Here is a 12,054-nt window from a genome sequence, read left to right on the forward strand (position 1 = left end):
TATCGGTCGCGACGAGTATCCGGCCCGGCTCGTGGTCAGCTGACTCGGCCCGGTATGCGGCCGCCCCCCCGATCTGTGCAGCCGCGCAGCAAACATCGATGGCGGCGAACGGTCGGAACCAGGGGAGTGAAGCAGATCACTGTGCGACTTCGGCTGGACCGGATGGATGGGACTTTCTCGGTGGAGCAGGGGATTTCCGATGTTCCGCCGGATATGCGGCGGTGTACGGGACCCCCTGGTCAGGGCACCCTTATTAGATTTCGGGAACGAATTCCGCCACACTGATGTTGTGAAAACTGTGGGTTTGCCGAATGCGGAGGAAAGGGCTGGTCACCGGGCCGGTACCGGGTCCGTCGGCGTGCCTGTCACCGAGGGGCACACACGTGCCGCGATCGTCCGGCTCCTCCTGGAGGAGGGGCCGATCACCGCGACCGCGATCGGCAATGCGCTGGGCCTGGCGCCCGCGGGCGTGCGGCGGCATCTGGACGCGCTGATCGAATCCGGTCAGGCGCGGGCCGGTCGTTCGGCGCCCTGGCAGCACAAGGGGCGCGGCCGGCCGGCCAAGCAGTACCAGTTGACGGCGGCCGGGCGCGGGATGCTCGGGCATACCTACGACGATCTGGCCGGTGCGGCCATCCGCCAATTGCGCGAGATCGGTGGCGAAGCCGCGGTTACCGAATTCGCCCGCAAACGGGCGCGCAGCCTGGTCGACGGTATCGAGTCGCTGCCCGCGGACAGCGACGAGGCGCCGGACTCGGCTGTCCGGTCCGGTACGGCGGCCAAGGCCGAGGAGATCGCGACGGCCCTCTCGGACGCGGGTTTCGCGGCGAGTACCCGCAAAGTAGGCGCGGGCGTACAGATATGCCAGCATCACTGCCCTGTCTCGCATGTGGCCGAGGAATTCCCCGAGCTGTGCGAAGCCGAACTCGAGGCGTTCCGGGAAGTACTCGGAACCCATGTACAACGGCTGGCCACCATCGCCAACGGTGACTGTGCCTGCACCACCCACGTACCGCTCACGGTGCTGCCGACCCCGGCGACCGCCGGCCAGGAGCACAACGCTTCACCAACAGCCGTTGCACAGCCCGCAACGGACGCAACGAACGACTCCGGAAGGAGCGCCGAATGACGACCACCACTGAACAGGTGCCATCGCTCACCCAGGAGGAGGCCATCGCCTCACTGGGTAACTACGGCTACGGCTGGGCCGACTCGGACGTGGCGGGTGCCAGTGCGCAGCGTGGTCTGTCCGAGGAGGTCGTTCGCGATATCTCGGACAAGAAGAGCGAACCGTCCTGGATGCTGGAGAACCGTCTGAAGGCGCTGCGGATCTTCGATCGCAAGCCGATGCCGCACTGGGGTTCGAATCTCGACGGGATCGACTTCGACAACATCAAATACTTCGTGCGCTCGACCGAGAAACAGGCCGAGAGCTGGGAAGATCTGCCCGAGGACATCAAGAACACCTACGACAAGCTGGGTATCCCGGAGGCGGAGAAGCAGCGCTTGGTCTCGGGTGTGGCCGCGCAGTACGAGAGCGAAGTCGTCTACCACCAGATCCGGGAGGATCTGGAACAGCAGGGCGTTATCTTCCTCGACACCGATACGGCGTTGCGAGAGCACCCGGAGATCTTCCGCCAGTACTTCGGCTCGGTCATCCCCGCCGGGGACAACAAGTTCTCCGCGCTGAACACCGCGGTGTGGTCGGGCGGCTCGTTCATCTACGTTCCGCCGGGCGTGCACGTCGATATTCCGCTGCAGGCCTACTTCCGGATCAACACCGAGAACATGGGCCAGTTCGAGCGCACCCTGATCATCGTCGACGAGGGTGCCTATGTGCACTACGTCGAGGGCTGCACCGCACCGATCTACAAATCCGATTCGCTGCATTCGGCCGTGGTCGAGATCATCGTGAAGAAGGGCGGCCGCTGCCGCTACACCACCATCCAGAACTGGTCCAACAACGTCTACAACCTGGTCACCAAGCGGGCCAAGGCCGAGGCGGGCGCCACCATGGAGTGGATCGACGGCAATATCGGTTCCAAGGTGACGATGAAGTACCCGGCCGTGTGGATGACCGGTGAACATGCGAAGGGCGAGGTTCTCTCGGTCGCGTTCGCGGGCGAAGGACAGCACCAGGACACCGGTTCCAAGATGGTGCATCTGGCCCCGTACACCTCGTCGAGCATCGTGTCCAAGTCGGTGGCTCGCGGCGGTGGCCGTGCGTCCTACCGCGGTCTGGTGCAGATCAACAAGGGCGCGCACGGCTCGAAGTCGACGGTGAAATGTGATGCGCTGCTGGTCGATACGATCAGCCGCTCCGATACCTACCCCTACGTCGATATCCGCGAGGACGACGTCACGATGGGGCATGAGGCGACAGTGTCGAAGGTGTCCGAGGATCAGCTGTTCTACCTCATGAGCCGCGGGATGACCGAGGACGAGGCGATGGCCATGGTCGTGCGCGGTTTCATCGAGCCCATCGCCAAGGAACTGCCGATGGAGTACGCGCTCGAACTCAACCGCCTGATCGAACTGCAGATGGAAGGAGCGGTCGGCTAGTGAGCGAGCTTGCGAGCACACCGACGAAAACAGCCGCCGGGCCCTCGAATCTGGCCGAGGCCGCCGAGGCTCGTACGCCGGCGATCAACAAGGGCGAGGTCTTCACCTCGTTCGACGTGAACGCTTTCGAGATCCCGTCCACCAAGGACGAGGCGTGGCGGTTCACTCCGCTGCGCCGGCTGCGCGGTCTGCACAACGGTACGGCCACCCGGGACGGACAGGCTCAGGTCGAGGTGACCGAGGCCGCCGGTGTGACCGTGGAGACCGTGGGCCGCGACGATGCGCGGCTGGGTACCGGCGGAACGCCGTCCGATCGGGTCGCCGCCCAGGCCTATTCGGGATTCGAGCAGGCCACGGTCATCTCGGTGGGTAAGGAGACCGAGGTCGCCGAACCCGTCATCGTGCGGGTGACCGGTCCGGGCGAGGGAAAGACCGCCTACGGTCATCTCCAGGTGCGGCTGGCCGAATTCGCCGTCGTGACCGTTGTCATCGACCAGCGGGGCAGCGGAACGTACGCCGAGAACATCGAATTCGTGCTCGGGGACAGTTCCCGGCTGACCGTCGTCGCGGTCCAGGACTGGGCCGACGATGTTGTGCACGCCACCGCGCACCACGCCACCCTGGGACGTGATGCCGTACTGCGGCATACCGCGGTCACCCTGGGCGGGGATCTGGTGCGGCTCACCGGCAACGTTCGCTATGCCGGGCCCGGCGGCGACGCAGAACTGCTCGGCCTCTATTTCGCCGACGCCGGACAGCATTTCGAACAGCGTCTGCTGGTCGATCACGCCGTCCCGCACTGCAAATCGAATGTGCTGTACAAAGGCGCGTTGCAGGGCGATCCCGATTCGCACAAGGGTGACGCACGCACGGTATGGGTCGGCGATGTGCTGATCCGGGCCGCCGCCGAGGGAACCGACACCTTCGAGATCAACCGCAACCTCGTGCTCACCGACGGCGCCCGTGCCGATTCGGTCCCGAACCTGGAGATCGAGACGGGCGAGATCGTCGGCGCCGGCCATGCGTCGGCCACCGGCCGGTTCGACGATGAACAGCTGTTCTACCTGCGGGCTCGCGGTATTCCGGAGGATGTCGCACGCCGTCTCGTGGTGCGCGGGTTCTTCCACGAGATCATCCAGAAGATCGCGGTCCCCGAGGTCGCCGAGCGGCTGGCGGCGGCCATCGAGGCCGAACTCGCCGCGATCGGCGTCTGACCGACTACCCACAGCCACCGAAGGAATTCAGCAACCCATGACCACTCTGGAAATCAAGGACCTGCACGCCGAGGTCAACACCCCCGACGGAGATACCGTCAAGATCCTCAAAGGTGTGAACCTCACCGTGAAATCCGGTGAGACGCACGCCATCATGGGTCCGAACGGCTCCGGTAAGTCGACGCTGTCCTACGCCATCGCGGGCCATCCCAAGTACACCGTCACCTCGGGCTCGATCACGCTCGACGGCGAGGACGTGCTGGAGATGTCGGTGGACGAGCGGGCGCGCGCGGGCCTGTTCCTGGCCATGCAGTACCCCGTCGAGGTTCCCGGCGTGTCCATGTCCAACTTCCTGCGGACCGCCGCGACCGCGGTACGCGGCGAGGCCCCCAAGTTGCGGCACTGGGTCAAGGAGGTGAAGGGGTCGATGAACGAACTCGATATCGACGCCGCCTTCGCCGATCGCAGTGTGAACGAGGGCTTCTCCGGTGGTGAGAAGAAGCGGCACGAGATCCTGCAGCTGGGCCTGCTCGCGCCGAAGATCGCCATCCTCGACGAAACCGACTCCGGCCTGGACGTGGATGCCCTGCGCATCGTCTCCGAGGGGGTCAACCGCTACAAGGAGCGGGAAAACGGCGGTGTTCTGCTGATCACCCACTACACCCGGATCCTGCGCTATATCCAGCCGCAGTTCGTGCACGTTTTCGTGGGCGGGCGCATCGTCGCCGAGGGCGGCGCCGAACTGGCCGAAGAACTCGACGCCAACGGTTACGTGAAGTTTACTCAGCCCGCGACCGCCGGAGCGTGATATGACAGCGACCCTCCCCGCCTTCGACGTCGCCCGGATCAGGGCCGACTTCCCGATCCTGAACCGTACGGTCCGGGACGGGAAGCCGCTGGTGTACCTGGATTCCGGGGCCACCTCCCAGCGGCCGCTGGCGGTACTGGACGCCGAACGCGCATTCCTGCTCGAAAGTAATTCGGCGGTGCACCGGGGCGCGCATCAGTTGTCGGAGGAAGCCACCGACGCCTACGAGGCGGCCCGCGCCGAGATCGCCGGCTTCGTCGGGGCGGCGGACGACGAGATCGTGTTCACCAAGAACGCGACCGAATCGCTGAACCTGGTGACCTACTCCTTCGCCGAGGACCGGTTCCCGTACCACGTGGGTCCGGGCGACGAGATCGTGATCACCGAGCTCGAGCATCACGCCAACCTGGTGCCGTGGCAGGAACTGGCCCGCCGGACCGGTGCCACCCTGCGCTGGTACGGAGTCACCGAGGACGGCAGGATCGACCTGGACTCGCTCGAGCTTTCGCCGGCGACCAAGGTCGTGGCCTTCACTCACCAGTCCAATGTCACCGGTGCGGTGGCGCCGGTTGCCGAACTTGTGCGCCGGGCCCGGGCGGTGGGCGCTCTGGTGGTGCTGGACGCCTGCCAGTCGGTACCGCACGCGCCTGTCGATCTCCACGCCCTGGATGTGGACTTCGCGGCGTTCTCCGGACACAAGATGCTCGGACCGTCGGGCGTCGGTGTGCTGTACGGGAAACGGGCTCTGCTCGCGGAAACCCCGCCGTTCATCACCGGTGGTTCCATGATCGAGACGGTCACCATGGAGCAGACCACCTACGCACCGCCGCCGCAGCGGTTCGAGGCCGGTGTGCCGATGACCTCGCAGGTGATCGGTCTCGGCGCCGCGGTGCGGTACCTGCAGGAAGTCGGGATGGACGCGGTGGCCGCGCACGAGCACACTCTCGTCGAGGCGGCGCTGGAAGGTCTGGGCGCCGTCCCGGGGATCCGGATCGTCGGGCCCACGGAGAATGTCGATCGCGGGGGCGCGGTGGCCTTCCTCGCCGACGGTATCCACGCGCATGATCTGGGGCAGATCCTGGACGACGAGGGCGTCGCCATCCGGGTGGGCCACCACTGTGCCTGGCCGTTGCACCGGCGCTTCGGTATCGCGGCGACCGCGCGCGCCTCCTTCGCGTTGTACAACACCGTGGACGAGGTGGAGAAACTGGTCGCCGCGGTGCGGAAGGCCCAGAGCTTCTTCGGGGTTGTCTAGAACATGCGCATGGAACAGATGTACCAGGAAGTGATCCTGGACCATTACAAGCATCCGCATAATCGCGGGTTGCGGGAACCGTTCGGCGCCGAAGTGCACCATGTGAACCCGACCTGCGGTGACGAGGTGACCCTGCGTGTCCACCTCGGCGACGCCGGCGATGTCGCGGATGTGTCCTATGACGGGCAGGGCTGCTCGATCAGTCAGGCATCGGTTTCGGTACTGACAGATCAGGTGATCGGTTTGCCGCTCGCCGAGGCACTGGGAGTCGTCGACTCGTTCAACGAGATGATCGGCAGCCGGGGCACCGTCGAGGGCGACGAGGATGTGATCGGCGACGGGATCGCCTTCGCGGGTGTCGCCAAGTACCCGGCCCGGGTGAAATGCGCGCTGCTGGGCTGGATGGCGTTCAAGGACGCTGTGCTCCGGATCGACGGCGCGGCGAGCGCCGTCGCCGGGGGCACCGCTACGCCGGAGACCGATCGATTACGGAACGGGGAAACAGCATGACGGATACTTCCGCCACCGAATCCGGCGCGGATACCGCGCCCGCCGAGGTCGAGTTGTCGGCCGAGGAACTCGCGCAGCTCGCCGACCTCGAAGAGGCGATGCGCGATGTGGTCGACCCCGAGCTCGGTATCAATGTCGTGGATCTGGGCCTGGTGTACGGGATGCGGGTCGAGGAGACCACGGCAGTACTCGATATGACCCTGACCTCGGCTGCCTGCCCACTCACCGATGTTATCGAGGACCAGTCCCGGAATGCGCTGGTACGCAGCGGTCTGGTCGACGATCTGAAGATCAACTGGGTCTGGATGCCGCCGTGGGGTCCGGACAAGATCACCGAGGACGGCCGGGAACAGTTACGGGCCTTGGGGTTCACGGTATAAGGACCGGCGCAGACCGGAAGAAGCACCTATTTCGGGCGGCAACCGATCGGTTGCCGCCCGAAATAGGTCTATACCCGAATTGGTTCGACTTCGCGCGGGGTAACGGTCGAATGGTACGGACCGAACCGGCCTCCCGGTGAAACGGTCGCATTTCCTTCCGTTAATGCCCTTGTGCTACCGGAACAGGGGCATTTCCGTGGAGTCGAGTTGTTCGGCCCGGGCAGATTCCGCGAGCGACGTTATTGATTTGCCTCGCAGGTGACTCCGGTAGCGACTGGGCGGCCGAGGTATTCGGGTATCCGCTCCGATATCAATTTTCCACGCCGGTTGCCAATCGCCGACCGATCGGTTCGTTCCGGACTTCGTAGCTGGTGATAGGGGGCGGTTGTCTCATGTGGGCTGGAGCACGTCCCGTGCACCCGGTTGCCGCCGGTCGAATCGCCTTCGTGATCTTCACCCGCGCAATACCTTTCCGCATTCCGCGAGGTCGTGAAGCTATAACGGATCGGTGACAATCGATTCTCGACCGTTATTGAGAGAGTTCACGACAATGCTGCTACTGTGGGCGAGTCGTCGGGTTCCGGGCCATCGGAGGATGCGTTCCGATGGTCAGTGAACGGCCGAATGACTTGTCCCTTAGTTACTTTCGAGTAGCCGAAAGTGTCTAAGGGATACGTCACCGACCGTATCCATCGGCGCCCGGCACGGACCTCATCCGGCCAGGGGCGAACATGGTCGGCGTCGCGAGGAAGGCGAGACGAAGCGCCGTGGCCTGTCACGGCACCGCGTGGCGCACCTCGAGCCCCGTCAACGACGAGAAAGCTGATGAATCTGAATACCGCCATGGTGCTTCCCTGGATACTCGCCACCATACTGGTGCTCGGCGTCGCGTGGTACGCCGTTCGGGCCGTGCGTGAACAACAGAAGCGACTCGATGTGGTTCAGCGGGAGCTGGCCGTGCGTGAAGATGCGCTCGAGCATCTGGCCGCCAGCACGCTGCCCGCACTATCGGAGTCCGTGCGCCGGTTCGACCAGACCGCCGTCGGGCCGGAAGTGCCGCCGGGGCTGGAGAATTCGCGTTTCGCGCAATGTCTGCGCTGGATCATCGACCGAGTCTCCGAAGATCTGCGCACCGTCCAGAACGAGACCCGCGAAAACGTCACTCGCGAAACCGAAGAACAGACACGCACCGCGATCACCGCGGCCGAGGAGGCCGTCCGCACGGAGGCCGACGCCGGCCGGGAACGCGCGGAAACGCTTTCGCGTGAAGCGACCAGCGCCGCCGTGCGCTCGTTCGGTACCTCGGTGGTGAGCCTCGGTGCCGACGTCAGCCAGGTGGTGAGCGCCGCGCTGCGTGAACATCGCGACGATCGTGTCTACGAGACCCTGATCCGTATCGACCACACCGTGCAGCAGATGATCCGCCAGGCGCAGTCCTATGTGATCGTCTGTGGTGGCCTGCCCGGCCGCCGGTGGCCCGCCCAGTCGCTGACCGATGTCATCGGTGGCGCCACCGGCCGTGTCCGTGACTATCTGCGGGTCCGGCCCGCCCAGCTCGACCGTGTCGTCATCAGTCGTGCGGTGGAACCGCTGGTGCACACGCTGGCCTCGCTCATCGATAACGCGCTGCGCTATTCGCCGCCCACTTCGTTCGTGGACGTCACCTTCCAGGAAGGTCATCACGGGGTCACCGTGATCGTCGACGACGCCGGTGTGCGGATGAACTCCGAGCAGATGGAAGAGGCCCGCCAGGTGCTGGCCAACGAACGCTCGGTCGATATCCACCAGCTGGGCCCGGCCCCCAAGGTCGGTTTCCCCGGCATCGCCGCCCTCGCTCGCCGCTACGGGTTCACCGTCTACATCGACGGTCCCAACGCCTACGGCGGTATGCGCGCCATGGTCTACATTCCGGAGGCACTGCTGGTCGCTCCAAAGGCCAACCACGACAACGACGCTCTCGCCAACGGTGGTCCCGCCCCGCGGGAACTCGCCGCGGTACCCGGCGGCCCAGCCTCCTCGGTATCGGGTAGCACCGGAAACGCCCTGGTCGGCAATTCGGTCCCGGGAGCGCATTCCGCTACCGAAACCGGTGCGCACGCCGCGGTTCCCGCGACGGCCGAATCGCCGGCTCCCGGCGAGTGGGCGGCCCCGGCCGCACAGTCCACCGGGCAGACCGACGACGAGCAGCGCACAACCGTTCACGACATCACCAGCGGTGGTCTGCCCAGACGCCGGCGCCGTGCCGCGGCGGTTCCCGCGGATATCAACGATCGCCTGTCGTCCGGGCAACCGAGGACCGAACCGGGGCAGCCTCGCCCCGATATCGCCGCCGCCTGGCAGAGCGGTTCCAAGAGCGGCCGAGCCGCCGCATCCGAAAACACCGAAGGGATGACATCCTGATGGGTTCACCGAGGACAGTGGTATCCGACAGCACCAACAAACTGGGCTGGTTACTGGACGATCTCGAGGTTCCCGGCGTCCGATTCGCCGTCCTGCTCTCCGAGGACGGGTTGCGTATCGCGCATTCGGCCGGTATCGCCAAAGACGATGCCGAACGGTTCGCGGCCGCCGCGTCGGGCCTGCGCTCGCTCGGCAAGGCGCTAGGGGAGTTCTGCGGTAGCAGCGGAAACGATGTGCGGCAGAACATGACCGAATACGACCAGGGCATGATCATGATCACCGCCGCGGGCGAGGGTGCGCTGCTGGGGGTGGCCACCATGACCGATATCGATGTGGGGCTCATCGCGCACCGGATGAACGAGCTGGCCGGCCGCGTGGGCCACGAGCTCGGCAGTGAACCCCGCAGAGGCGCACACGGCGGCGATCTGCAATGAGCCGGTCGCGGCGTGATCCAGACCTGGTCCGTGCCTATGTGCGGACCGGCGGGCGCTCGCGCCCGACCCGTGATCTGGGCCTGGTGACTCTTGTTGTCGCCGTATCGGACCCGGCGCCGGGCGCGACTCCGGACGCGCGCCGAGTGGTCGACGTGTGCTCGCGTGGTGCCCTGTCGATTGCGGAGGTCGCCGCATATCTCGACCTCCCGCCCTCGGTCGTGACGATCGTCGTCTCCGACCTGCTGGACAGTGGACACATGAATATCCCGACCCCGGCGGAGATCATGCCGGAGATCGCCCTGCTCGAGGAGGTACTCAATGGGCTCCGTGCTCTCCCGGCCTGATCGGTCCGCGGATTACGGTCGTGCGGTCGACTATGTACCGGAGACGGTGACCCGATCGGTGAAATTGCTGGTAGCCGGTAATTTCGGCGTCGGCAAGACCACCTTCGTGAGCAGTATTTCGGAGATCAAACCGCTGCGCACCGAGGAGACCATCACCGAGGCCAGCGTGGGGATCGATGATCTGGGTGGGCTGGGATCGAAAACCCAGACCACCGTCGCGATGGATTTCGGGCGTATCACCCTCAACCCCGAACTGGCCCTGTACCTGTTCGGTACTCCGGGACAGCAGCGCTTCATCCCGCTCTGGGAGGAACTGGCCAAGGGCGCGCTCGGCGCGCTGGTGCTGGTCGACACCCGGCGGATCGAGAAAGCCGATGAGGTACTCGCGGTCCTCGAGGAGCGCAACGTACCCTATGCGGTCGGGGTCAACGAATTCGAGGGCGCGAACCGGTTTCCGCTGTCGGAGATCCGGGAGGCTCTCGATCTGACCGAGGACACTCCACTTGTGGCACTCGACGCGCGGGATCGGCGCACCTGCCTGCAGGCGCTGATCACGCTCGTCGAGTACCTGTTCCACCGATTGGAGGCTCGTCTTTGACCACGCGGTTCCGGCGGTTACCGGATATGCGGCCGGCCGTGGACGTGGCGAGCTGAAACCTGTGGTGCGCTTCGTTTCCAGCGGTCATCGGGAATCACCTGCGTATCTGTCCTGAGACCGGTAGCGTACACAGATCGGATATCTACAACTGCATTGCTGATGGCTCGTCGCGGACGTCGCTGAACGGGATGTACAGGTCGGCGGATAGGTCTGCGAAACCGCACTATTCGCTGATTCGTACGAACCTCGGAGTGTGAAGTCTTGACCACAGCGAAATCTGATCAGTACTTCGACCTCGACAGCGTTCCGCTGACCCACGGTTCGCCCGTGGATACCAGCGGTCCGCGAATTCCGTTGTACACGGAGGAGTACGCGGCCGATCCGCACAAGGTCTACCGGGAGATGCGTAGCCGCTTCGGCTCGCTCGCCCCGGTGGAGCTCTCCCCGGGGATACCCGCCACCCTGGTGATCGGGTATCACACCGCGGTCCGGATCTTGCACGACCCGGAGCATTTTCCCGCCGATCCGCGGGTATGGCAGCGTGATATCCCGTCGGACTGTCCGGTGCTTCCGATGATGGAGTACCGGCCGAATCCGCTGCGCACTGTGGGGCAGGATCGCACGCGTTATCGATCGGCCGCGGTGGCCGCCATCGGTGGGGTCGATATGCACGAAATGCACTCCATCATCGAGAAGATCTCGGTCTCGCTGATCAACTCGTTCTGCCGGGACGGCTACTGTGATGTAGTCGGCCAGTACGCATCCCCGCTCATCTTCGCCACACTCAACGCGATGCTCGGCTGCCCACCCGAACTGGGGCATCGGGCGGCGCAGGGGCTGGCAGCCATGTTCGACACCGTGGACGCGGCCGCGGGCAACGCGGCTCAGGCCGACGCGCTGCTCGAACTGGCCCGGCTCAAACGAGTGCATCCGGGCGATGACATCACCAGCCGGCTGGTGCAGCACGGGGTTCATCTCAGCGATGAAGAGGTCAGGCAGCAGCTGGCGCTGCTGTACGGCGCGGGAACCGAACCGCCGCAGAATCTGATCACCAATACGCTGCTGCTGATGCTCACCGATGAGCGGTTCGCGGCGAATGTCCTCGACGGCAGCCTGTCCACGCACGATGCGCTGGACGAGGTGCTGTTCAACGATCCGCCGCTGGCGAACTACTGCATCAGCTATCCGCGTCAGCCCATGCTGATCGACGGTATCTGGCTGCCGGCCCACCAGCCCGTGATGATCAGTATGAGCGCCTGCAACAACGATCCCGCGGTCAATACCGGGACCCTGGCCCAGAACCGCTCGCATCTGGCGTTCAGTGTCGGCCCGCACAGCTGTCCCGCCCGCTCGGTGGCACTGCTGGTCGTACAGGACGCCATCGACCAGTTGCTGGACGCGATCCCGGAAATGCGGCTCGCGGTACCCCGCGCGGAACTGTGCTGGCGTCCCGGCCCGTTCCATCGGGCGCTGGTCTCGCTACCGGTGGTATTTCCCGCGAGTGCGCCGATCGTATCGGGTGGTGGTAGCTGAGTCGGCCGGCGTGGTG

General features: G+C 65.2%; 12 protein-coding genes. All 12 read left to right on the plus strand.

Translation table 11 applies throughout. The annotated features are described in order from the left end of the window. The first annotated feature begins 199 nt into the window (after positions 1-199). Positions 200-1,129 carry a metalloregulator ArsR/SmtB family transcription factor gene (locus ABZ827_RS01510; protein ID WP_357231198.1) on the plus strand — a complete coding sequence of 310 codons (930 nt, stop codon included), beginning with the start codon at positions 200-202 and terminating at the stop codon, positions 1,127-1,129. Further along, positions 1,126-2,562, plus strand: a complete 1,437-nt coding sequence (gene sufB, locus ABZ827_RS01515) for a Fe-S cluster assembly protein SufB (RefSeq protein ID WP_357231201.1) — start codon at positions 1,126-1,128, stop codon at positions 2,560-2,562. The genes ABZ827_RS01510 and sufB overlap by 4 nt, the downstream gene beginning before the upstream one ends. 50 nt (positions 2,563-2,612) lie before the next feature. Beyond that, positions 2,613-3,776 carry a Fe-S cluster assembly protein SufD gene (gene sufD / locus ABZ827_RS01520; RefSeq protein ID WP_357234363.1) on the plus strand — a complete coding sequence of 388 codons (1,164 nt, stop codon included), beginning with the start codon at positions 2,613-2,615 and terminating at the stop codon, positions 3,774-3,776. A gap of 37 nt (positions 3,777-3,813) precedes the next feature. Continuing rightward, positions 3,814-4,584, plus strand: a complete 771-nt coding sequence (sufC, locus tag ABZ827_RS01525; RefSeq protein WP_357231204.1) for a Fe-S cluster assembly ATPase SufC — start codon at positions 3,814-3,816, stop codon at positions 4,582-4,584. Position 4,585: 1 nt separating this feature from the next. Beyond that, positions 4,586-5,839, plus strand: a complete 1,254-nt coding sequence (locus tag ABZ827_RS01530) for a cysteine desulfurase (protein ID WP_357231207.1) — start codon at positions 4,586-4,588, stop codon at positions 5,837-5,839. A 3-nt stretch (positions 5,840-5,842) separates the two neighbouring features. Beyond that, the gene (gene sufU / locus ABZ827_RS01535; protein WP_357231210.1) at positions 5,843-6,349 is read left to right on the plus strand and encodes a Fe-S cluster assembly sulfur transfer protein SufU; all 507 of its coding nucleotides are present in this window, start codon (positions 5,843-5,845) and stop codon (positions 6,347-6,349) included. Continuing rightward, positions 6,346-6,729 carry a metal-sulfur cluster assembly factor gene (locus ABZ827_RS01540; protein WP_357231213.1) on the plus strand — a complete coding sequence of 128 codons (384 nt, stop codon included), beginning with the start codon at positions 6,346-6,348 and terminating at the stop codon, positions 6,727-6,729. The genes sufU and ABZ827_RS01540 overlap by 4 nt, the downstream gene beginning before the upstream one ends. Before the next feature lie 825 nt (positions 6,730-7,554). Beyond that, positions 7,555-9,129, plus strand: coding sequence for a sensor histidine kinase (locus ABZ827_RS01545; protein ID WP_357231216.1), 1,575 nt, complete (start codon positions 7,555-7,557; stop codon positions 9,127-9,129). Beyond that, positions 9,129-9,563 (plus strand): roadblock/LC7 domain-containing protein, encoded by a 435-nt coding sequence (locus ABZ827_RS01550; RefSeq protein ID WP_062973903.1) that lies wholly within the window; start codon positions 9,129-9,131, stop codon positions 9,561-9,563. The genes ABZ827_RS01545 and ABZ827_RS01550 overlap by 1 nt, the downstream gene beginning before the upstream one ends. After that, entirely contained in the window at positions 9,560-9,907 is a 348-nt protein-coding gene (locus ABZ827_RS01555) for a DUF742 domain-containing protein (RefSeq protein ID WP_357231220.1), read from the plus strand. The genes ABZ827_RS01550 and ABZ827_RS01555 overlap by 4 nt, the downstream gene beginning before the upstream one ends. Then, complete coding sequence (locus ABZ827_RS01560) at positions 9,882-10,505, plus strand: ATP/GTP-binding protein (RefSeq protein WP_357231223.1); 624 nt, start codon at positions 9,882-9,884, stop codon at positions 10,503-10,505. Before ABZ827_RS01555 ends, ABZ827_RS01560 begins: the two co-directional genes overlap by 26 nt. Positions 10,506-10,766: 261 nt before the next feature. Continuing rightward, positions 10,767-12,038 carry a cytochrome P450 gene (locus ABZ827_RS01565; protein ID WP_357231226.1) on the plus strand — a complete coding sequence of 424 codons (1,272 nt, stop codon included), beginning with the start codon at positions 10,767-10,769 and terminating at the stop codon, positions 12,036-12,038. Positions 12,039-12,054 lie beyond the last annotated feature (16 nt).

It is taken from the genome of Nocardia sp. NPDC019395 (genome assembly GCF_040632335.1).
Taxonomy (GTDB): Bacteria; Actinomycetota; Actinomycetes; order Mycobacteriales; family Mycobacteriaceae; genus Nocardia.

Coding starts and splice junctions, on each gene's coding strand:
- sufB (WP_357231201.1), top strand. CDS start 1,126: ATGACGACCACCACTGAACAGGTGCCATCGCTCACCCAGGAGGAGGCC.
- sufU (WP_357231210.1), top strand. CDS start 5,843: ATGCGCATGGAACAGATGTACCAGGAAGTGATCCTGGACCATTACAAG.
- sufC (WP_357231204.1), top strand. CDS start 3,814: ATGACCACTCTGGAAATCAAGGACCTGCACGCCGAGGTCAACACCCCC.
- ABZ827_RS01555 (WP_357231220.1), top strand. CDS start 9,560: ATGAGCCGGTCGCGGCGTGATCCAGACCTGGTCCGTGCCTATGTGCGG.
- ABZ827_RS01530 (WP_357231207.1), top strand. CDS start 4,586: ATGACAGCGACCCTCCCCGCCTTCGACGTCGCCCGGATCAGGGCCGAC.
- ABZ827_RS01560 (WP_357231223.1), top strand. CDS start 9,882: ATGGGCTCCGTGCTCTCCCGGCCTGATCGGTCCGCGGATTACGGTCGT.
- ABZ827_RS01510 (WP_357231198.1), top strand. CDS start 200: ATGTTCCGCCGGATATGCGGCGGTGTACGGGACCCCCTGGTCAGGGCA.
- ABZ827_RS01550 (WP_062973903.1), top strand. CDS start 9,129: ATGGGTTCACCGAGGACAGTGGTATCCGACAGCACCAACAAACTGGGC.
- ABZ827_RS01545 (WP_357231216.1), top strand. CDS start 7,555: ATGAATCTGAATACCGCCATGGTGCTTCCCTGGATACTCGCCACCATA.
- ABZ827_RS01540 (WP_357231213.1), top strand. CDS start 6,346: ATGACGGATACTTCCGCCACCGAATCCGGCGCGGATACCGCGCCCGCC.